Origin of the sequence: Ancylobacter vacuolatus, from assembly GCF_030813595.1 — a bacterium.
Classification (GTDB): Bacteria; Pseudomonadota; Alphaproteobacteria; order Rhizobiales; family Xanthobacteraceae; genus Ancylobacter; species Ancylobacter vacuolatus.
This window is the reverse complement of record NZ_JAUSUH010000007.1, coordinates 17,719-37,474: the sequence shown is the minus strand read 5'-3', so window position 1 is coordinate 37,474 and position 19,756 is coordinate 17,719. Positions and strand designations below refer to the sequence as shown.

24 protein-coding genes are annotated in these 19,756 nt (G+C 67.4%); 15 read left to right on the top strand and 9 right to left on the bottom strand.

What is annotated here, in order from left to right; genetic code table 11:
• Nucleotides 1-14: 14 nt before the first annotated feature.
• The 7 genes from J2S76_RS15390 (at nucleotide 15) to J2S76_RS15360 (ending at nucleotide 5,851) form a co-directional block, all read left to right on the top strand.
• Nucleotides 15-965: an AAA family ATPase gene (locus J2S76_RS15390; protein ID WP_307061667.1), complete on the top strand. Its 951-nt coding sequence runs from the start codon at nucleotides 15-17 to the stop codon at nucleotides 963-965.
• Between the two features lie 140 nt (nucleotides 966-1,105).
• The gene (locus J2S76_RS15385) at nucleotides 1,106-1,798 is read left to right on the top strand and encodes a DUF58 domain-containing protein (protein ID WP_307061665.1); all 693 of its coding nucleotides are present in this window, start codon (nucleotides 1,106-1,108) and stop codon (nucleotides 1,796-1,798) included.
• On the top strand, nucleotides 1,785-2,126 hold the full coding sequence (locus tag J2S76_RS15380; RefSeq protein ID WP_307061663.1) for a hypothetical protein: 342 nt from the start codon (nucleotides 1,785-1,787) through the stop codon (nucleotides 2,124-2,126). Before J2S76_RS15385 ends, J2S76_RS15380 begins: the two co-directional genes overlap by 14 nt.
• Nucleotides 2,123-3,061: a VWA domain-containing protein gene (locus J2S76_RS15375; RefSeq protein WP_307061662.1), complete on the top strand. Its 939-nt coding sequence runs from the start codon at nucleotides 2,123-2,125 to the stop codon at nucleotides 3,059-3,061. Before J2S76_RS15380 ends, J2S76_RS15375 begins: the two co-directional genes overlap by 4 nt.
• The gene (locus J2S76_RS15370; protein ID WP_307061660.1) at nucleotides 3,058-3,942 is read left to right on the top strand and encodes a vWA domain-containing protein; all 885 of its coding nucleotides are present in this window, start codon (nucleotides 3,058-3,060) and stop codon (nucleotides 3,940-3,942) included. Before J2S76_RS15375 ends, J2S76_RS15370 begins: the two co-directional genes overlap by 4 nt.
• Nucleotides 3,939-4,571, top strand: coding sequence for a hypothetical protein (locus J2S76_RS15365; protein ID WP_307061658.1), 633 nt, complete (start codon nucleotides 3,939-3,941; stop codon nucleotides 4,569-4,571). Before J2S76_RS15370 ends, J2S76_RS15365 begins: the two co-directional genes overlap by 4 nt.
• Nucleotides 4,565-5,851: a hypothetical protein gene (locus J2S76_RS15360; RefSeq protein WP_307061656.1), complete on the top strand. Its 1,287-nt coding sequence runs from the start codon at nucleotides 4,565-4,567 to the stop codon at nucleotides 5,849-5,851. The genes J2S76_RS15365 and J2S76_RS15360 overlap by 7 nt, the downstream gene beginning before the upstream one ends.
• Before the next feature lie 85 nt (nucleotides 5,852-5,936).
• Here the strand turns inward: J2S76_RS15360 and J2S76_RS15355 are convergent, their stop codons facing one another.
• Together J2S76_RS15355 and J2S76_RS15350 are read right to left on the bottom strand one after the other, a co-directional pair.
• The gene (locus tag J2S76_RS15355) at nucleotides 5,937-6,977 is read right to left on the bottom strand and encodes an HPP family protein (RefSeq protein WP_307061654.1); all 1,041 of its coding nucleotides are present in this window, start codon (nucleotides 6,975-6,977) and stop codon (nucleotides 5,937-5,939) included.
• 354 nt (nucleotides 6,978-7,331) lie between these two features.
• Complete coding sequence (locus tag J2S76_RS15350) at nucleotides 7,332-7,781, bottom strand: RrF2 family transcriptional regulator (protein WP_307061652.1); 450 nt, start codon at nucleotides 7,779-7,781, stop codon at nucleotides 7,332-7,334.
• Between the two features lie 73 nt (nucleotides 7,782-7,854).
• On the opposite strand from J2S76_RS15350, the gene J2S76_RS15345 reads away from it, so the two are divergent.
• Nucleotides 7,855-9,150, top strand: a complete 1,296-nt coding sequence (locus tag J2S76_RS15345) for a PAS domain S-box protein (RefSeq protein WP_307061651.1) — start codon at nucleotides 7,855-7,857, stop codon at nucleotides 9,148-9,150.
• Between the two features lie 419 nt (nucleotides 9,151-9,569).
• Here the strand turns inward: J2S76_RS15345 and J2S76_RS15340 are convergent, their stop codons facing one another.
• Together J2S76_RS15340 and J2S76_RS15335 are read right to left on the bottom strand one after the other, a co-directional pair.
• Entirely contained in the window at nucleotides 9,570-9,992 is a 423-nt protein-coding gene (locus tag J2S76_RS15340; RefSeq protein WP_307061648.1) for a cupin domain-containing protein, read from the bottom strand.
• A gap of 177 nt (nucleotides 9,993-10,169) precedes the next feature.
• Entirely contained in the window at nucleotides 10,170-11,069 is a 900-nt protein-coding gene (locus J2S76_RS15335; RefSeq protein ID WP_307061646.1) for a helix-turn-helix domain-containing protein, read from the bottom strand.
• A gap of 79 nt (nucleotides 11,070-11,148) precedes the next feature.
• On the opposite strand from J2S76_RS15335, the gene J2S76_RS15330 reads away from it, so the two are divergent.
• On the top strand, nucleotides 11,149-11,274 hold the full coding sequence (locus J2S76_RS15330) for a hypothetical protein (protein WP_307061644.1): 126 nt from the start codon (nucleotides 11,149-11,151) through the stop codon (nucleotides 11,272-11,274).
• A 13-nt stretch (nucleotides 11,275-11,287) separates the two neighbouring features.
• On the opposite strand, the gene J2S76_RS15325 is transcribed toward J2S76_RS15330, so the two are convergent.
• Both J2S76_RS15325 and J2S76_RS15320 read right to left on the bottom strand, forming a co-directional pair.
• Nucleotides 11,288-11,470 carry an alpha/beta fold hydrolase gene (locus tag J2S76_RS15325; RefSeq protein ID WP_370874764.1) on the bottom strand — a complete coding sequence of 61 codons (183 nt, stop codon included), beginning with the start codon at nucleotides 11,468-11,470 and terminating at the stop codon, nucleotides 11,288-11,290.
• A 13-nt stretch (nucleotides 11,471-11,483) separates the two neighbouring features.
• Nucleotides 11,484-12,338 carry a LysR family transcriptional regulator gene (locus J2S76_RS15320; protein ID WP_307061642.1) on the bottom strand — a complete coding sequence of 285 codons (855 nt, stop codon included), beginning with the start codon at nucleotides 12,336-12,338 and terminating at the stop codon, nucleotides 11,484-11,486.
• Between the two features lie 166 nt (nucleotides 12,339-12,504).
• Here J2S76_RS15320 and J2S76_RS15315 point away from each other — a divergent pair, with 166 nt between their 5' ends.
• Nucleotides 12,505-14,013 carry an MFS transporter gene (locus tag J2S76_RS15315; RefSeq protein WP_307061640.1) on the top strand — a complete coding sequence of 503 codons (1,509 nt, stop codon included), beginning with the start codon at nucleotides 12,505-12,507 and terminating at the stop codon, nucleotides 14,011-14,013.
• 24 nt (nucleotides 14,014-14,037) lie between these two features.
• On the opposite strand, the gene J2S76_RS15310 is transcribed toward J2S76_RS15315, so the two are convergent.
• On the bottom strand, nucleotides 14,038-14,910 hold the full coding sequence (locus J2S76_RS15310; protein ID WP_307061639.1) for a PhzF family phenazine biosynthesis protein: 873 nt from the start codon (nucleotides 14,908-14,910) through the stop codon (nucleotides 14,038-14,040).
• 121 nt (nucleotides 14,911-15,031) lie between these two features.
• On the opposite strand from J2S76_RS15310, the gene J2S76_RS15305 reads away from it, so the two are divergent.
• Nucleotides 15,032-15,529, top strand: a complete 498-nt coding sequence (locus J2S76_RS15305) for a LysR family transcriptional regulator (RefSeq protein ID WP_307061637.1) — start codon at nucleotides 15,032-15,034, stop codon at nucleotides 15,527-15,529.
• Complete coding sequence (locus tag J2S76_RS15300; RefSeq protein ID WP_307061998.1) at nucleotides 15,454-15,921, top strand: LysR substrate-binding domain-containing protein; 468 nt, start codon at nucleotides 15,454-15,456, stop codon at nucleotides 15,919-15,921. Before J2S76_RS15305 ends, J2S76_RS15300 begins: the two co-directional genes overlap by 76 nt.
• 183 nt (nucleotides 15,922-16,104) lie before the next feature.
• Here the strand turns inward: J2S76_RS15300 and scpB are convergent, their stop codons facing one another.
• Together scpB and J2S76_RS15290 are read right to left on the bottom strand one after the other, a co-directional pair.
• Nucleotides 16,105-16,815: an SMC-Scp complex subunit ScpB gene (gene scpB, locus J2S76_RS15295; RefSeq protein WP_307061635.1), complete on the bottom strand. Its 711-nt coding sequence runs from the start codon at nucleotides 16,813-16,815 to the stop codon at nucleotides 16,105-16,107.
• Between the two features lies 1 nt (nucleotide 16,816).
• Nucleotides 16,817-17,770 carry a DUF1403 family protein gene (locus J2S76_RS15290; RefSeq protein WP_307061634.1) on the bottom strand — a complete coding sequence of 318 codons (954 nt, stop codon included), beginning with the start codon at nucleotides 17,768-17,770 and terminating at the stop codon, nucleotides 16,817-16,819.
• Between the two features lie 232 nt (nucleotides 17,771-18,002).
• Between J2S76_RS15290 and J2S76_RS15285 the strand changes: the two genes are divergently transcribed.
• The 3 genes from J2S76_RS15285 to J2S76_RS15275 are packed head-to-tail and all read left to right on the top strand — an operon-like array spanning nucleotide 18,003 to nucleotide 19,740.
• Nucleotides 18,003-18,257: a type II toxin-antitoxin system Phd/YefM family antitoxin gene (locus J2S76_RS15285; protein ID WP_307061633.1), complete on the top strand. Its 255-nt coding sequence runs from the start codon at nucleotides 18,003-18,005 to the stop codon at nucleotides 18,255-18,257.
• Nucleotides 18,257-18,661, top strand: coding sequence for a type II toxin-antitoxin system VapC family toxin (locus J2S76_RS15280; protein WP_307061631.1), 405 nt, complete (start codon nucleotides 18,257-18,259; stop codon nucleotides 18,659-18,661). Before J2S76_RS15285 ends, J2S76_RS15280 begins: the two co-directional genes overlap by 1 nt.
• Nucleotides 18,661-19,740: a site-specific integrase gene (locus J2S76_RS15275; protein WP_307061629.1), complete on the top strand. Its 1,080-nt coding sequence runs from the start codon at nucleotides 18,661-18,663 to the stop codon at nucleotides 19,738-19,740. The genes J2S76_RS15280 and J2S76_RS15275 overlap by 1 nt, the downstream gene beginning before the upstream one ends.
• The last annotated feature ends 16 nt before the right edge of the window (nucleotides 19,741-19,756 follow it).

The following is a 19,756-nucleotide window of genomic DNA, read 5'->3' as shown; positions in this document are numbered from 1 at the left end:
GGGAAGGTCGCCGCATGAACGATATGAGCCGTCCCATTGCGCAACTCGGCACGGCGGTCGCGGCTGGCCTGATCGGCCATGAGGAATTGGTCGAACGGCTGCTGATCGCCCTTCTCGCCGGTGGCCATGTGCTGATCGAAGGCCCGCCGGGCATCGCCAAGACGCGTGCGGTCAAGCGGCTTGCCGCCCATCTTCCCGGCAGCCATGCGCGGATCCAATGCACGCCGGACCTGCTGCCCTCGGACCTCACCGGCACGCAGGTGTTCCGCCCCGAGAGCGGCGTTTTCGATTTCGTGCCTGGCCCGCTGTTCCACGCGCTGGTGCTGGTGGACGAGATCAATCGCGCCCCGCCCAAGGTGCAGTCGGCGCTACTGGAGGCCATGGCCGAGGGACAGGTGACGAGCGCGGGCATCAGTCGCCCGCTACCCGATCCCTTCATGGTCGTGGCGACGCAGAACCCGATCGAGCATGAAGGGACCTTTCCGCTGCCGGAAGCACAGATGGACCGTTTCCTGCTGCATCTCTCGCTTGGCCTTCCGCAGGCGGAGCAGGAGCGCGCCATTCTCGATCTCGTCTCCGCCGAGCGGATTGAGGCCCCCGCCTTCCTCGCCAGCCCGCTTTCGGCCGAAGCGCTGCATGCGGCGAAGGCCGAGGTGGCACGGGTGCATCTGGCGCCGGCGCTGAAGGACTTCATCGTCCGTCTGGTCATGGCCTCGCGCCCTGGCGGGGTGATCGCGCAATGGGTGGAGCATCCCGTCTCGCCGCGCGGCACGCTGGCGCTGGCGATCGCCGCGCAGGCGCGGGCCTGGCTGAAGGCGCGCGACTATGTCTTGCCGGAGGACGTGATCGCCCTCGCGCCCGACGCGCTCGCCCACCGGCTGATACCGAGTTGGTCCGCCATCGGCGAAGGGCGCAGCGGGCGCACTCTCGTCGGCGACATATTGCGCCTAGTCGAGCCATGGTGAGCGCCGCGCTGGATGGGCCCGGAATCCGGCTTCACGCCGGCGAGTTGCTGGCGCTTCGCGAGGGTGCTCTCAGAACGAAGCGATTACAGCCCGCCTCGCGCCGTCCGGGCGCCGTTCCCGCCAAGCCGCCAGGGGCGGGAATGGATCTGCGCGAGATCCGCGCCTTTGCCGAGGGCGACGACGCCCGCCGCATCGACCCTTCCGCCACCGCCCGCACCGGCGCCCCGCATATCCGCACCTTTCATGAGGATCGCGACGACACGCTGCTGCTGATTGCGGATTTCCGCCCGCCCATGTTGTGGGGCACCGGCGCCGCGCTGCGCTCGGTGCGCGCGGCACGGCTGGCGGCGCGGCAGGGGTGGCAGGCGGTGGCGCGGGGCGCCTCCCTGGCTGTCATCAGCGTCACCGCCCACGGCATCGCGGTGGTTCCCCTGGGCGGCGGCACGCCGCAAATGATCCGCATCAGCCACATGCTCGCCAGCCGCCACGACCAGGCGCTCGGCTCCGGGAGAGAAGGGCCCTCGCTGGAGGAGGCGCTTATCCACGCCGCGCGCCTCTCGCCGCCCGGCGGCGAGGTGATACTCGCCACCGGCCCGGAGGGCCTAGCGCCCGGGGATGAGCCAGCGCTGGCCCGGCTGGCCCGCCGGCGCCGGGTACGGGTTCTGCTGCCGCTCGATCCGCTCGAGACCTCCCCGCCGCCATGGCCGCTTCCCATCCGGGCCGGCGCGCTCACCCGCCTCGCGCGGTTGGCCCCTTTCGACCACGCGGCGCTGGCGCGGCAGCTGCGGGCACTGAATGTGACCCTGGAGGTGGTGGACGATGACGCCTGCTGAACTCATCGCTGCCCTGCCGGAGGGGCGCCTGCCGCCGGCGCTGACGCAGATGAACGCCGCCGACCTGCTGCTGCTGTTCGGCGCTGGCCTGCTGGTGGCGGCGGTGCTGTCGCTGCTGGCAGCGCCCTTCTTCGCCTACCGCCCGTCGCGGCGGGCGCTTGTTCGCGCCACGCGTGGGATGCCGCCGCAGGAGCGGGTGCTGGCGATCGGCCGCCTTCTCGGGCATTTGCCGGCACGGTTGCGTGCCATGGCGTATGGCAGCGCGCCGCCGCTTGCACCGGCAGAGATCGAGCGCATCGCGCTGAAGGCAAGGCGGCCGCGGCGATGACGCTTGCGTTTCCCTTGGCCCTGCTGCTGCTTCCGCTCCCCCTGCTGGCGCGTCTCCTTCTCGCCGGTCGGGCGCCGGCGGAGGCCGGGCTGCGCGTCGCGCCCGGTGCCTTCGCCGCGGCGCTGACGGCTCGCGGCGGGGGGGATCGGGTGGCAGGCGCGGTTCTCCTCGCCGCCTGGGTCGCGCTGGTGGTGGCGCTCGCCGGCCCGCAGGTGGCGGCGACGCGTGAGCTGGTGACCGCCTCCGGCCGCGAGATCCTGCTGGCTCTCGACCTCTCCGGCAGCATGCTCAAGGAGGACTTCATGCTCGACGGCAAGCCGCTCTCGCGGCTCGATGCCGTGAAGCGCGTCGCGGCGCGCTTCGTTGCCGCGCGTCGCGGCGACCGGATCGGGCTCGTGATCTTCGGCGACCGGGCCTATGTGGCGCAGCCGCCGACGTTCGACGTCGCCTCGGTGGCCCGCGCCATCGACATCGCCCAGATCGGCATTTCGGGCCGCTCCACCGCCATATCGGACGGGCTGGGGCTGGCGACGCGGCGCATCATGGCAAGTGACGCCACGACCAAGGTGGTCGTCCTGCTGTCGGACGGCATGGATACGTCGGGCAAGGTTCAGGCAGCGGATGTGGCGCGGCTCGCGGCCAGCCATGGGGTGCGGGTGCACACCATCGCGCTGGGCCCGGAGGATCTTGAGGGCCAGCCGGCCTCGCGCGACGCGGTGGACGCCGTCGCCTTGCGGGAGATTGCCGAGGTCGGCGGCGGCACCAGCTTCCGGGTGCGCGGCATGGAGGACCTGGAGGCGATGGCGGCAACGCTGGACAAGCTCGAGCCCAACCCGATGAAGCGCCCGCCATTGCGCTACTGGCGCCCGCTCTGGATGTGGCCCGGCGGCGCGGCACTGGTGCTGCTGCTGCTCGCCGCGTGGAGGCGGACATGAACGAACTCGTCCTGCTGCGTCCATGGTGGCTCGCAGTGCTGCCGCTCCTCCTTGTTCTGGCGCTGTGGCAATGGCGGCGCGGCCCTGCTGCCGGGGGCTGGGAGCGGGTGATGCCGCCGGCCATGTTCGCGGCGATGCGGGCGCTGGGGCATCTGCAGGCGAGAGCCGCGCGCCAGGGTGTGGCCGTGCTCGCCTCTGCCGCCCTGCTGTGCCTCGGCCTCTGCGGCCCCGCGATGCCGCGCGCGGACGCGCCTCTCCTCGCGGGAAGTGGGGCGGTGCTGATCGCCCTCGACATGTCGCCGTCGGTGACGGAGAGCCCCGCGCTCGCCGACGCGCAGGCCGCCGCCGCCACTCTATTGACGGCGGCGTCCGGGCGGCCGGTCGGAATGCTGCTCTATTCCGGCGAGGCCTATGAAGTGGCGGCGCCCACGGCCGATCCGGCGACGCTGGAGAGCCAGATCGCCGTGCTCGGCGCCGACACCCTGCCGGGCAGCGGCAGCCGCCCCGCCAGTGCGCTGGCGCTGGCGCGGCAGATGCTGCAGGGCGGTCGGGATGCCGATCTCGTTCTGGTGTCCGACGGCGGCGGCGTCGATGACGCCACGCGCGCGGAAGCCGAGCGTCTTGCCGCCGACGGCGTGCGGCTTTCCGTGCTCACCCTGGCCGGCCCGGCGGGCGGCACAGCCGATGCCACTGCGCTCGAAGCACTCGCAAGCCTCGCGGCTCCCGCCCGTGCCCCCTCCCCGGTGCTCCGCCGGCTGTCGCGGCAGGGGACGCTGGAGCGGGATCCGGCGCTCGCGACCCTGGCGTTCCTCGATCTCGGCCCTTACCTCGCCGGCCTGGCTGGACTGCCGCTGCTCGGCCTTTTCCGGAGGCGTGCATGACGCCTGTCCTGCGCCCGCGCCTCGCTCTCGTCGCCGTGGCCGGGCTCGCTTGCGTCCTCATTGCCGGCCCCGCCGCCTGGGGACGCCTGCTATTGCAGAGCGGGGCGCCCGGCGCGGCCGCGCGGCTGCTGGACGACGCGGCGGCACGCGGGCTCGCCCTGTACCGCGCGGGCGATTACGCCGCGGCCGACGCCGCCTTCGCCGAGGCGGGGCGCAGCCAGACCTTCAACCGCGCGCTGACGCTCGCCGCCACTGGCCGGTACGCCCTGTCGGTCGCCTATTTCGACGCCGTGCTCTTCGCCAGTCCCTCGGACGAGGAGGCGCGCCGGCTGCGCGATCTGGTCGATGCCATGGCGCCGAAGACCACCGGCGAGACCACGGTGCCGGGGCGGCTGCCCGGCGAGGGCGGTCTCGGCCCCTCGGCGCAGGTGGACGGCCCCACCCTGGCGGGCACGCCCGACCCCGCCTGGAAAAAGCCGATCGAGGCGCGCGGGTTCGCCGCGTCCGATGCGTGGCTGGAAACGCTCGCCGACGATCCCGGCGAATTCCTGCGCCTGCGCCTACGCAAGGAATATGAGCGGCGGGCGGGCCTCGGCCTGCTGCGGCCGGAAGAGGGCGAGAAATGGTGAGATGGATCGGCCTGCTTCTTCTCCTGATCGCGAGTGACGCACGTGCCGACAGCCTGCGGCTGCTGCTGCCGGACGGCGCGCCGCCGGTGGTCGGCGAGATGATCCCGGTAACGCTGAGGGGCGAATACACCAGCCGCATCGCGCTGGAGACGCTGAGCTTCCCTGGCTCGCAGGATTACGACTGGATGCAACTCGCGCGCGACCAGTGGCGGGACGAGGAGATCGACGGGCGCACCGTCCGGGTGTTCGAGCGGCGCCTCGCCGTCTTCCCCCGGCGAGCCGGGACCTTATCCCTCGGCCCGGTGACGCATCACCTCACCGTAGTCGATGAGAAGAACCTGCGCGCCCCGCTCGATGTGACGGCGCCGCCGGTCAGCCTTGCCGTCGCGCCCTATCCCGGCGAGGGCACGCCTCTTTCCGCCGCAAGCCTCACGGTCGAGGATACGCTGTCAGCCGCGCCCGGCGCGCTGCGCGACGGCGACACGCTGGTGCGCCGTGTCACGCTGAAGGCGGAGGGCACACTGCCACACATGCTGCCGGCGCGCCCGGCCATGCGCGAGCCCTGGCTCATTAGCTTCGCCGCACCGGAGCAGCGCGAAATGGTCCCGACGCCCGCTGGCCCGGTGACGACGCTGGTGTGGGAATGGCATCTGCGTCCCAAGACCGGAGAACCCGGCGTGCTGCCGCCTGTCTCCATCGCGTGGTTCGACACGGTGGCCCGCGCGATGCGGACAGCGGAAATCCCCGCCCTTCCCTTCGGCTATGCCAGCTTCAACGACAATCGCAGCGGCACCGCCCGGCTGTCGGCCGGGCACGTGGGGGCGGGTCTGGCGGCCCTGATGGTGGGGACATTGACCGGGCTCGGCCTGTGCATCACCGGGCTGGCGCCGCGCCGAAGGGCGCATCTTCTGCGCACCCTACGGCGGCTCTCCCCTGTCGATCCAACGCGCCGCCGGCTGAAGCGCGCCGCCCGCTCCGGAGACCTTTTCGCGCTCCGCCGCGCAGCTGACGCCTACCTTCGCCGAAGGCGTGAGCTGGGACTGCCGGTGAGCGGGCGCGAGACCGCCGAACTCGACGCTGTCCTCTATGACCGGCCCGTCGAGGCAGGAAAAATCAACCTGGAAGCCAGCGTCATGGCCGTTCTGAGCCACCCGCCGCCCCCCCACCCGCGCCGGGCGGGGACACGCACTCGGGGGCTCATGAGGCTTCGGCGTCGTGCCGCCTGCCGAGCGTGGCTTTCCCGGTTCCGGTCCGGCGGGAGCGGCCGTTTCCAAGCGTGATCGCCCGGCCGGCCTCCGGGAAAGGCTGCGGACTGCCGTTCGCCGCAGCGTCAGGACGCGCATCACCGCCGGCCGGTCCGCGTTTTCAAGCCAGACCGCGTCTCAGCACGGCGAGCCAATCCGCCTCCGTTACCACCCCAACAGGGCGACGTGCGGCGTCCACGATGAAGACGGCATGGACACGGTCGAGGGCGAAGCGGTCGAGGAGGCTGATGGCGGGCGTATCCGGCGCGGCGGTGGTGGCCGGGGTCATCGCTTCTGCCAGCAAGGCGCCGGAAGCCGCGAGTTCCCGAAGCCCGATCGCGCCGACGATCCGGCCGTCCTCGTCGAGGATGGGCAATCGGCGGACGTCGTGCTGGACCAGCAGCGCGCGCACCTCATCCACCGGCATCGTCACGCGGCCGGCCACGACGCCCGGATGCATGATATCCGCGCAGGCAAGGTCTCGGTAGGAGCGCGCCAGCGCCCTCTGCTCGATCTCGCGCAGCAGCCGCTCGAGATCGTTCACGTCAATGTCGAAGGTCTCGCCCGTCCGTTCCAGAGCGGCAGCCAGATCCGACTTGCTGAAGGTCCAGGGCAGTTCCGTCGCCGGCTTGGCGGGCGGTGCTGGCACATGCGGATAGGTATGCCCGGAGAAGCGGTGATAGACCCAGGCGGAGGCCACGAGCACCACGGCATTCGCCCCGACGGGAAGAAACGGGAAAGCGTAGCTGGAGGACGCGCCGGCAAACAGCCCCACCAGCGCCGCGGCGCCGCCCGGCGGGTGCAGGCAGCGCAGCAACGACATGACGGCGATCGCGCCGCCGACGGCGATCCCGGCGGAGAGCGGCGACAGCGGCAGGCTGTGCGCCACCAGCACGCCGACGAGCGCGGAGAGCGTGTTGCCACCGATCGCCGGCCAGGGCTGCGCCATAGGGCTGGCAGGCACCGCGAAGAGCAGCACCGCCGAAGCCCCCATCGGCGGGACCAGCCACAGCAGGTGCTGCGGCTCGGTCGCGGCGAAAGCGCAGATCAGCCCAGTCAGCGCAATGCCGGCTAAGGCTCCTATGCACGCCAGCATTCGGTCACGCAAATTGGCGCCGGCCAGAATGGGCCGAAATAGTTTCAGGCGGGAGCTTGCGGACACGACGACCTCCGGAATGTCATTAAGGCGCAAAGATTTCGCAGCCGTAGCTGTGCGAAACAGATCAGCAGCGGTCCGGCTGAACTCCAGATAGCCAAGCGCTGTCGGCTGGGCGCGAGATCACGGAATGGAAAATGACCGCACGCGGCGGCAACCAGCGCGCCCCCAACGAGCATGCTGTGCCATTGAATGGCGAAGGCGACACTTGAGCAGAGGACGGCGACACCGACGGTGGCGTCGATTGGCCGGCGAGCCCCGTCAGTCCGTGCGCGTGCTTCCATCACAAGCGATATGCTTGTACCGACAGCAGGGTCGCGCCCAGCAGAATAGCGATCAACGACCACGAAACGTCTACGCTCATGCCATCCTCTCCCTCGGAGCGCCGGCGCCGAGAGAGAGGATCAAGTGCTGGAAGCCGTGTTTGCGCTCCACAACACTGGCGAGGGTGTAATTGTCCAGGACGGCGAAAAAAGCCCCCATCGCTTCGTCCAGAACGGGCGACACGCCGCAGCCGCCCGACAACGCGCAACCGGCGCAGTCGACCAGATCGAAATCGTCCTCGGTGTGGCGCAGCAACGCGCCGACGCGAATCTCGCTGGCGGGCCGCGCCAGCCGGTAGCCGCCGGTCCGGCCGCGCACGCTCGCGACATAGCCGGCTCTTCCGAGGTCGTGCAGCACCTTCACCAGATGGTTCTGCGAAATGGAGTAAGCGGCCGCGATTTCAGAAATCGCGCAGAGCCTGTCGTTACGTGCCGCGAGGTACAGCAGCGCGCGCAGGGCGTAGTCGGAATAGCGTGTCAGTTGCATGGTCGACTGTCTGGACAGTTTCCAGTCCGCGAATACATGTATAGCATATACATGATTAAAGTGGAGGCAAGGCATGACCGAAAGTGGCGCGAAAACAGACGACCAAGGGTACGCAGGCCAGGCGGCGCGCCCCTTTGCGGTCGAGAGCCGCCACAGGGAGAGCGACGTCATCACCTCGTTCGTGCTGCGCCCGCTCGACGGCCGCCCGCCCGCCCCACACCTTGCCGGCCAGCATCTGACGCTGTTCGCCGATATCGGCGGCGCAGGTCGGCAGAAGCGCAACTACACCATCTCGGCGGCGCCGAATGGCGAAAGCTACCGCATCTCCGTGAAACGCGAGCCCGAGGGGACGGTGTCGAAATGGCTGCACGACGAAGCGATCGAAGGCACGCTCCTGGACATCGCGCCACCGTCCGGCACCTTCGTGCTTCCCATCGGCGATGGGCGCCCCCTCGTCATGCTGAGCGCCGGCGTTGGGCTGACACCGATGGTGGCGATGCTGGAGGCACTTGCCGCCGCGCCACGTAATGTCGCCGTGCAGTTCATTCATTGCACGCAGAGCAACGCCACCCACGCATTCCGGGAGCATGTGCGCTCGCTTGCCGCCGCTGTGGGAGCTGAGACAACTTTCTTCCATACGAGGGCGGGAAAAGAGGAGGTTGCCGGGCGAGACTTCGACCTTGCCGGACACCTGACGCTGGACTGGCTGGAAACCCATTCCCCGATCACCGAAGCAGATTACTTCCTCTGCGGTCCACTGGCCTTCCTCAGGAGCTTCGTGCCTGCCCTCGCCACATCAGGCGTTCCTGCCGAACGGCTCCATTACGAATTCTTCGGAACCGTGGAAGACCTGTTCGACCATTCCCCGTCGGCCTCGCCCTCCCCGCCCGCCCCAAGCACTACCGTGGCGGCCCGCCGCTCGCGCAGTGCGGGCATCGCGCGCCAGGCGATCGGGGACGCCTTGATCGATAGCCCGGCCGATGCCGTCGTCGGCAGCGACGCCGAGGGGGCCATCGTGCTGTGGAACCCAGGCGCTGAGCGCATATTCGGCTTTACCGAGGAGGAAGCGCTTGGAAGCTCGCTCGACATCATCATTCCCGAGCCGTTCCGCGCTCGTCACTGGGAGGGATACCGCGAGACCATCGCCTCCGGCCAAAGCCGCTATGGCGCTGGCGACATGCTCGCCGTACCCGGCCTCACGCGGGACGGGCGGCGAATCTCGCTAGAGTTCACCATCGCCCTGATCAAGGACGCGGCCGGCAAGGTGACCGGCATGGTGGCCGTGCTGCGGGACATCACGCCTCGCTTCGAGGAAATGAAGGCGCTGAAGAAAAAGATAGCAGAGCTCCAGATGCGCCCGGTCAGTTGATTGCAACAACGCGGAATCTTCACTGGCGCGACCCGGCCATTCATGCGCGCGCCCGCCCCAGCATCGAAAACGATCGCAGCGACGAAGACCTGCGGAGCGGCGAACACATCGCCCCAGCGCACCAAGGCACCGTTCGTCCCAAGATGAACTCCGCCTGGGCGCCGGTCGTAGCGGTTGGCAAGGCCCGGCACCTGCTCGATCCTGTTGAAGAAGCGCTCGACTGGTGCAACCCGATCCCTCCTGACCTGAGCCCCTTTTCAGCTCCGGCTTAGGAGAGATGGCCTGCTGCCGATTTCGTGGACGCCGAGATAAGGCCGCTTCAGGCGGCAGCGCGCAGGCGGCCAGCACCCCGCGCCCGTGCACCCAAAGGAGTGCTGGCCTCTCTTCTCAGAAAAGAGAGGGCGCTTCAGCGCCCGAAGTCAGCCGTCCCGGTTCGGCGTGCCGAGCACATGCGTATCGGGCGGCAGCATCACCTGGTCGAAGGTCTGGGTGAACATGGCCGCCGCGAAGAAGGCCACCGCATGCAGCGTCTCGCTGCCCGTATTGACGATGTCGTGCCGCACGTTCGGCGGCAAGGCGAAGACGCTGCCCGCACCGATGGTGCGGCTGCCGTCCTCCATCAGGAGTTCGCCGGTCCCGGCGAGGATGTATTGGGTCTCTTCCGTGGCATCGGTGTGCCACCCCAGGCGCCCGCCGGACGGAATCTCATAGACGATGGTGGAGGACTGGCTCGCGCCATGCCCGCCGCAGGTGGCGAAGGCTCCGAGCCAGTTGACGGACGGGTCCGTCGCGCCGTGCACATGGATCCGCGCGAGCGTGTCGGCGGCAACAATGGGTACCATGACATCCCTCCGATACTGATGCTCCAATCGCCACGGGGCGCTGCTGGCCACCTGATGAGCCGCGCGCCACGTCCCGACGCACCGACACTAAAGGCACCACCGTAGGGGCGTTACGGAACTTTTCGCCTGCATCGGCAAAGGGAAGCAAAAGTCGACGCTGCAGGTTATTTTATACCGTCAACTGGCTTCAACGGTCGCGATTGGGACCGCTGCGGCGTCTTCGCCAGGGGCCATGCGTGCTTTCGCCATGCGATAAATGAGATCATGGCCAGCCATGGTGTCGGCCAGGAATCGGTCAAAGCTGGCGCGACACGTGGGCGTGACGTCGACGCTGTTGCCCGACAGCCGCACGAAGCCGAGCTCCGCCGCTCCCTGCAGCAACTTGCGCACATGGGTGCGGGACACGCCGAAGCTGTCGCCGATCTTGAGAAAGGAGACCTGCGGCGCCGCCTGATCGTCCTGGTGGGCGCACACATGCATGAGCTTGGTCAGGATCATGTGGCCGGCCTGCCGGGGCAGGAAGAAGGCGATCACCGGATTGGCCAGGATGAATTGCTGCGCATGGGCCAGGAACGCGGCGCATATATCGCGCGCCACGCGATGAAAGGCCGGGTCGTGGTTGACCGGTTCGGGATATCCGGGGTCCGGAAAGAGGACGTGCAGCGGGTGATAATAGACGCGGAGCGCGCGGCGATCATGGATTAGCATCTTGTCCGTGGGCGCCAGCAATGTGACGCGGCGATCATCCGGCGCCCGGTAGGCGGAGATGTATCCCGTATCGGCAAGACGGCGGACGATATCGTGAGTGCGGCGCCAGCTCGCGATGCCATGTGCCTCCATCTGCCCTTTGAGCAGTTGCATGGTCGGCCATGTGGCGCGGTCGTGGGGTCGATGTCCGGCGTCCATGATGATGACGCTCATGAAGATCGTCGCTGTGCCACCATCGATCAGCAGCCGGTTCTCGGCCGGCTGGTTCTCGTGCAGTTCGAGCATGTCGCGGACATAAATCTCGCGCGCCAGCCCGAAGCGCGGTTGCGCCAGGATGTCGTTCGCCGACAGCAGAGGCTGGATCTCCATCAGAGGGATCTCATTCGACGCAGCGCCGTGCCAATCGTCGGCACAGTCTTACTCAAACGGAACGGAATTGGGAGGTGTCATGCACAGAGCTGGTTGGGAGCGGCCAGCGCTTGGGGAGAAGAGCCTGGTGACGCTCCACTGCGCAGAGCAGCAGAGCTTCCAGCAGATCGCCTTGTTCCAGCGCGGGCTGGCCCGCCTCTCCTAACATCGGCGAATTGTTAATTCGCCCGACCAACTCGCCTCGGTGTGCCTATCCGAGTTGCACCTACCTCCTGACGCCCCCCCAGTCCGCTCAATGTGGGCGCGGCGACGCGATGACCGGCGACCTCCAGTAACGGCGCGACGCGATCCCAGCACCAACCACCATGCCATGCGCCATGAATGAGGACGAAGGTCGTCATGTCGGTCTCTCCCTCACGAACCCGGCCGATGTTCGCGGAAGGCGGCGGCGAGCGTGCGCAGGGCTTCACGGGATCTGGCGTCGGTGAGGGTCGAGAACATCACGATTTCGGTGGAGGGCAGAGGCGGCAGGCCAAAGCGATGGCTGACCTCGACCGTGCCGGGAGGGGCCAGGCGACAGGAGAAGGCAGAGATGGCGAGGCCAGCGGAGACTGCGGCCGTCACCATTGATGAGGTGCCGCCAAGAAACACTTCCGTCCATGCCATGGCAGCAGAGTCCAATGCGCGGGTGGCGATGTCGCGTACGCCGCAGGTGGGCGAGAGCGCAGCCAGCCGCAAAGGCTCGCCCTGACGATGTTCGAATTGGGGAGCGGCGAACCAGCCGAAATGCTCTGGTCCCAGTACCTCGCCGTCGCGCCGGTCGTCCTCGCGCCGGATGATGGCAGCGTCGAGTTCGCCACGATCGAAGGCGTCGAGCAGCACCCGCGAATTCTCCATGCGCACTTCGATGGTCAGGCCGGGGTCGTGAGCGTTAAGCCGCGCCAGAAGCGTCGGGACCTCCGGCCCCGCGACATGGGCGGCGATGCCAAGGCCGAAGCGGCGACGCGTGGACGTGAGACCAGCAATGGCGCGTTCATGGGCTGCCAGGAATTCGCGGGCCCCGGTGAGAAACACCGCGCCTTGCGCCGAAAGCCGCACCGAGCGCGGCGTCCGCTCGATCAGCCGCTGACCGAGCCGGTCTTCAAGCCGCTTGAGCTTGACGCTGATGGCGCCCTGCGTCGTCCCGAGCGCTTCGGCGGCGCGGGTGAAGCTCTGAAGGTCGGCGATGGTGACGAACGCCTGGACGGCGTCCACGTCCAGCGTGGTCATGTCAATAATCGGAAATTGTTGTCTCTGAAATATTCAACCATCCAATTCAGTTATGGTCAAGGTTTCGCTAGCTTGCCGCAACTCCTTAACCCGCGGACCGAAGCATATGCGCCCTTCCGTCACGACCGGATTTGCCGCTGCGGTCCCGACGCCGAAAGGCCGAACCATGACCCTTGCCGCATCTGCCTCAACCGGCAGTAGAAGCGCCATCGCGCTCGCCGCCGTTTGTCTGTCGGCCCTGATGTTCGGGCTGGAGATCTCCAGCGTGCCGGCGATACTTCCGACTCTGGAACAGGTGCTGCACGCGGATTTCCGGCAGCTTCAATGGATCATGAACGCCTATACGATCGGCGTGACGATGGTGCTGATGGCGACGGGTGCACTGGCTGACCGATTCGGGCGCAAACGCGTGTTCATCGCCAGCATCGTCGCCTTCGGCGCGGCTTCGCTGGCGTGCGGGTTGACGACAAGTGTCCCCGTGCTGATCGGCGCCCGCTTTCTTCAGGGCCTGAGCGGCGGGGCGATGCTGGTATGCCAGATCGCCATCCTGTCGCACCAGTTCCGCACGGCGCGCGAGCGTGGCATGGCCTTCGGCTGGTGGGGCATTGTCTCGGGTGTGGGTCTGGGATTTGGTCCGATCATCGGCGGCACCATCGTAGCACTCTGGAGCTGGGAATGGGTGTTCCTCGTCCACGTGGCGCTCAGCATCGTGACCTTTCTGCTGGCGGCCAGCGGCGTGCGGGAATCGCGCGATCCGGAGGCGATCCGTCTCGACCTCATCGGCATCGTCACTCTGTCGGCAGCGGTGTTCTGCCTCGCGTTCTTCATCACCCAGGGGCCGGAACTTGGATTCGCCTGCACGGGGGGACTTGCGATCCTTGGCTTGTCAGTGGCGAGTTTCAGCGCCTTCGTCGCTGTGGAGAAACTCTCCCCAAGGCCGATGTTCGACTTCTCCGTGTTCCGCATCCGACCTTTTTCCGGCGCGATCATCGGCTCGGCGGCGATGAACATGAGCTTCTGGCCGTTCATGATCTATCTGCCGATCTGGTTCCAGGCGGGCCTCGGCTATCACAGCGTCGCTGCCGGGCTGGGCCTGCTCGCCTACACGCTGCCCGCACTGGTCGTGCCGCCGTTTGCCGAGCGCCTGTCGCTGCGCCACCAGCCCCGCCTCGTCATTCCGGCCGGCCTGTTCACCATCGGCCTCGGCTTCATGCTGATGAAGCTCGGCAGCAGCGCCGGGAATTCGAACTGGCTGACCATGCTGCCGGGATGCATCCTGGCGGGCGTCGGACTCGGCCTGACCAACACGCCGGTCACCAATACGACTACGGGCGCGGTCCCCGCTGCGCGTTCCGGCATGGCCTCGGGCATCGACATGAGCGCGCGTATGATCTCGCTGGCCATCAACATTCCCATCATGGGGTTCATTCTGGTCGAGGGGGTGCTGTCGTCGCTCAGGAAGAGCCTGCCAATTGACACGGACGCACCCAGCCTGCGTTCGCTCGCGGAGACAATCGCCGCCGGAACCGCCGCTTCATCGGAGCAAGGCGTGTCTGACGCTATCGTTCATCAGGCCCTCGCAGACGGTTTCGGCGAGGTCATGCTCTATGGCGGCGTCAGTGTCTGGTTGCTCGCAGCGGCCAGCTTCATGGTGTTCGGCGGCGGACGGAAGTGATGACTTGTCGATGGCCGCGGCGCGTTAAAGGCGCAGGGCACCTCTGAGCACGACGACCCCTGTCCCTGACAGTTCGGGCTTAGGCGTCAGGCGGATACGCAGAATGCTGCGACGACCCATTTTCGTGCCTTGCTCTATCGCCAGTTCATGGGTCTTCAGAATTCCCGTGGCTACGAGATAGGCGGCAAGCGGGCCGGCGGCTGTTCCCGTCGCCGCATCCTCCCACAGGCCGACGGTCGGATTGAAGAACCGAGCGTAGGCCGTCTCCGGTATATCGGGATCGAAGGCGTAGATGTAGCAGCCTTCGGCCGATGTCCCCTTCAGAACGGCGAGCAATTCCCCGGCGTCCGGCTTGGCTTTGTCCACCGTGTCGGCATTGCGAACGCGCACCATCAGATGAGCGGCTCCTGTGTCGGCGGGACGCGGTTGCGGTTCGGAGAGGATGTCACCGTGATCGAGGCCGAGGGCTGCGGCCAGAGGAGTGACATCTTCCAAGGAGTCCAACAAACGCAACGTCGCCTGGCGCATCCGCCCGTGGACGCGGCCATCGATCGACTCAAGGACGATCGGCAGAACGTCGGAACCGATCTCCTGCTGGAACGTCCGTGCGGTAACCAGCGAACCAAGATCGCCATGCTCACCGAGCCAAAGCCACGCGCCGAGAGCATTGTGTCCTGCACCGAACACTTCCGCGCCGCTGGCCGTGAACGAGCGCAGCTTCCAGTCAGCCCGCGTACTGCGCATTAGGAAGGTGGTCTCGGCCTGATTGAACTCACCGGCGATCCGCCGCATCTGCTCATCGGTCAGATCGTCTGCGCCTTGCACAACGGCAAGCGGGTTGCCCGTTAATGGCGAGTCCGCGAAGACATCAATCAAGCCAGCAACCAGTTCGACCATTGCTATACGTCTATCCTTAGATGAATTTCTCTATTTAGATGATCTCGTTTGAAGGCCATAAATTAATTTCTGTAAAGAATAAAAATAGAAATTCTCAGCTTGAAGATGAACTGAATTCAGCATGCTCCGCCAACGCCTGCCGCCATTGTCTTCGCGGCGTGCCTTTGAAGCGGCGGCACGCCGGGCAAGCTTCAAGGCGGCAGCCGAAGAGCTTCTGGTCACGCCTACGGCTATCAGCCATCAGATCAGGCAACTCGAAGCTTATCTGGGCTTTCGCGTTCTTGATCGAACGCCCAGAGCCGTGACGCTGACCTCACCGGGCAAGGCGCTCTACGAGGCAACCGCCTCCGGCTTCGGCGAAATCGAAAGGATCGTCGAGCGCTTGCTCGCCGATACGGGGCTGACCACTATAACCCTCTCGTCCACGACGGCATTTCTGAGTCACTGGCTGGTGCCGCGGATGGACGCGCTGCGCGAGGCCGTTCCGACGGTCGATCTGCGGCTGCAGACGTCGAATGCCGTGGAGGAGTTGCAGCCGGCGGTATCGACGCCGCGATCCGCTACGGAAGCGGCCCGTTTCCCGGCGTGGTCAGCGTGGTCCTTTGCGCTGACCTGCTAACGCCTCTGTGCAGTCCTGCCCTCGGTATATCCAATTTGGACGATTTGCGGCATTCGACCTTGATCCATATCGACGGGCGAAGCCGTCCGACGCCGAAACCGGACTGGTTCCGTTGGTGCGCGCAGGCGGGCGTCACTGGGGTGAATCCGGAAGCCGGTCCCCGATTTCCAGACAGTATGTTGGCCGTCCAGGCCGCCATCGCCGGACAAGGCGTGGTCATAGTCAGTCGGGTCCTAGTCGCTGATGCCCTTGCCGCGGGCGTGCTGGAAGAGCCGTTCTCGCAATCGCTTGCCGGAGATGCCTATCATTTCGCTTGCGCCACAGGATTGGAACAGCGTGCCGATATCATCGCGCTCCGGACGTGGCTTCAGACTTTCGTCTCGGCTCTATAGCCGGCCACACGACATATCGTGCGGCAAACGGCGGTCTTTGCGTAGCCATCGCGCGGAATATCGCGTCATGGCGTAGAATCGGCGGGGTTGGCGGATCGAGCGGGATTCGAACTGCTTCGTAGAGACGGTATCAATACCGGTCGATTGAGTATCCATGGAAGTCCTTTTACCCGCCCGGTGACATCAGTCCGGCGCCTCTGACAGCGGATCGAGCTCGCTATCGTCCATCTCGCGGACATCCTCGTCCCCGTCCCCCTCCATGAACGCCAGCGGAAACTCCCCCGCCAGCAGCCGGTCCTTGCTGAGCAGGCCCGCATCCTCGAGCGCTTCCATATCCGGCAGGTCGCGCAGGGTATCGAGCCCGAAATGGCTGAGAAACTCCCGGGTGGTCACATAGGTATAGGGCGCGCCGGGCTGGGGCGAGCGCGGGCCGGTGGCGATGAAGCCGAGCCCACGGAGATGGCCGATAACGTCGCGGCTGATCTCCTTGCCGAAGAATTTTCCCAGTTCGCCGCGGGTGATCGGCTGGAAGTAGCCGATGCACAGCAGGACCAGCGCCTCGGCTTGCGACAGCGGCTTGGGATCGGAGGTGCCCAGCCCGGTCGCCAGCTGGATCGCATCCGTGAAGCTCCTGCGGGTGCGGTGCTGCCAGCCGCCGGCAACCGCCACCAGCTCATAGGGCCGGCCGGCGAGCTCGGCGCGGATGTCGTCGATGATGAGGTCGAGATTACAGTCGCGGCCGACCACACGCGCCAGCGCCTCGCGAGTCACCGGTGTGGGGGAGGCGAAGATCACCGCCTCGACCCGGCCCATCCATTCGCGCCAGCGCAGCTCGGGCGGAAGCTGTGCGAGCTCGGCATCGAAGCTCGCCGGAGTTTTCGCGCGCCGGGCCATGTCAGAGACCGTAGAGTTTGAAACTGGCGCGGCCGGTCAGCTCCCGCACCGCACCAAGCGCTTCCAGGCGCTCGAACAGGCGCCGCGCGCCCCAGCGCGAGAGGGTCGGTGTCGTCAGCGTGCCCGGCACCGCGTCATCGTCGAGCAGAAGGGCGATCGCCTCCCCGGCCCCCTTGGCACGCAGCTTGGGCATTACCGCCTGCAGCCGGGCCGCACGGGGGGCAAGATCCGTCGCGCAGCGCAGGGCCCGCGTGGCGCCTTGGGCCACGGCGAGACAGACGGCCGTGTCGAAGCCATCGTCCCCGGGACGCAACCGCCCTCCCCTGCCAGCGCGGCGAAAAACGGCGCTGCGCGCCTCGCCCATCAGCAGCGGCACCGGCACGGCCCAGCGCAGGCGCAGCGCCAGGAGCTGGTCGGCCAACCACCATCCGAGCAGCTCGGCGTCGGGTCGCAGTGCCTGCACCTCTCGGGCAATCGCGGCAGCCGCAAAAGGCGCGGGACCTCCCGCGCGGGTCAGGGCCTCGACGCGCTCCGGCAGCGTCGCCAGCTCCTCGCTCCAGCGAAGCCCGAGCAGCCCGGTGACCGATCGCAGGGTTTCCACATCGACGCCCGGCGAGCGGCCGGCCAGCCGCTTCCAGGCGGCGAGAATAGTGCCGGCCGGGCCCGGATCGTCGCCCGGCTGGCGCAGATACCACGCATCGCGCAGGGCGGCTTCGTCCTCGGCCCGGCCGGCGACGGGCATGGCGGCGGCGGCACATGCCAGGGCGAGGCGCTGGCGCCAGGAACCGGCCCAGGGCGGATCCGCCCGCACCAGATTATCAAGGGAATTCAACGCCGCACCGGCCAGAAAGGCCGCTTCAGCGGGAGCCGTCACCGACCCGCGCGACAGCGCCCAGCCGGGGAGGATGGGCACGGCGAAGGGGAGCGGAGAGAGCGGAATCAGCGCGGCGTCCATGGCCAAAGCCTATCGGGTGCGTGCGCTTCCGTCTATCATAAGCGCAACTAACCGCACCTACCTTCTGCGAATAACAATATCCGATAATGTTGCATTATCGGGCGTTTCTCTCTTTATATAGAGACAGTCGAGTATCGCGCCAGAATCGCCCCTCCTGGATGGGAATGCGTGGCGTTGACGGTGGTGAACCGCCCCTTATATAGCTAGACAGTCTAGCTAGGAGCTTGCGCCGATGGAATGGCCGCTGCAGGATGCCAAGAACCAATTCTCTCGCGTGGTGCAGAAGGCACGCTCCGAGGGACCGCAAATCGTCACCCTGCGCGGCGAGCGCGCGGCGGTCGTGCTCTCCGCCGCCGATTACGACGCGCTGCGTGCCGGCCGGCCGAGTCTGGTCGATGATCTATTGTCTGGACCGGCCTGGGACGCGGACCTCGCCGAGGCTGTTGATCGGCGCGCCAGCGCTCCGAGCCGCGACGTCGCGTTCTGATGTATCTGGTCGATACCAACGTCATCTCGGAAGCGCGGCGCGGCTCACTGCCGGCGATAGCTTGGCTGCGCAGCGTCGATCCGCTCAGTGTCCATCTCAGCACCCTGACCCTTGGCGAGATCATGCGCGGCATCGCTCTGAAGCAGAAGACCGATCCCAAAACCGCGGGACACCTCGCCGAGTGGCTGCGCAAGCTCCGCCACGATCATGCCGACCGCATTCTTCCCGTCTCCGCTTCGATTTCGGTCGAGTGGGGGCGGATCGCCGCCCTCCGGCCGCGCGGCGACATTGACGGGCTGATCGCCGCGACCGCCATTGTCCACGACCTCATCCTCGTCACCCGCAATGCCAGGGATTTCGACGATACCGGCGCCTCCTTCATCAACCCGTGGGACGCCGATTGATGAGTGGAGCGGAGCCACCCTTCATCGAGGCACAGGATCCCTTGCTGGACCGCCCCCTCCCCTCGCCTGTTGTGCAGCCGTCATCGGCCCTGCCCGCCCATCTCGAACAACTTACCGATCGTGCGCGGGACTATGTCGAGGCGGCGAGCTCGGCAAACACGCGCCGCGCCTATGCCAGCGACTGGGCGCATTTCGCCTCCTGGTGCCGGCGGCAGGGCCTCGACCCGCTGCCCCCCTCCCCTCAGCTGGTCGGGCTCTACATCACTGCCTGCGCCTCGGGCACGGCGCTTCCCGGCGGCAAGGCGAATTCGGTGGCGACCATCGAGCGGCGGCTCTCGGCCATTGGCTGGAACTACGCCCAGCGCGGCACGCCGCTCGACCGGAAGGACCGGCACGTCGCCACCGTGCTGGCCGGCATCCGCAACACCCACGCCGCCCCTCCCCGGCAGAAGGAGGCCGTGCTGCCGGAAGACCTGCGCGCCATGCTGGAAACGCTTGACCGCGGGTCCCTCCGCGGCCTGCGCGACCGGGCCATGCTGCTCATCGGTTTCGCCGGCGGCCTGCGCCGCTCCGAAATCGTCGGGCTGGATCTCGGGCGTGAACAGACGCCGGACGGGCGCGGCTGGGTGGAAATCCTCGACAAGGGCATGGTCGTCACGTTGCGCGGCAAAACCGGCTGGCGCGAGGTGGAGATCGGGCGCGGCTCGTCGGATGCCACCTGCCCTGTGGTGGCGCTCAAGACCTGGTTGCAACTGGCCCGTATCGGCCATGGCCCGCTGTTCCGGCGGGTGACCGGCGGCGGCACGAATGTCGGCGCCGAGCGCCTGAACGACCGCGAGATCGCCCGCCTGGTCAAGCGCGCCGCGCTGGCCGCTGGCGTGCGCGGTGATCTCTCCGAGGGCGAGCGCGAGGGGAAATTCGCCGGCCATTCGCTGCGCGCCGGCCTCGCCTCCTCGGCCGAGGTGGATGAACGCTATGTGCAGAAACAGCTCGGCCACGCCTCCGCCGAAATGACCCGCCGCTACCAGCGCCGGCGCGACCGTTTTCGCGTCAACCTGACCAAAGCGGCGGGATTGTAACGCGAAAGCCCATGCA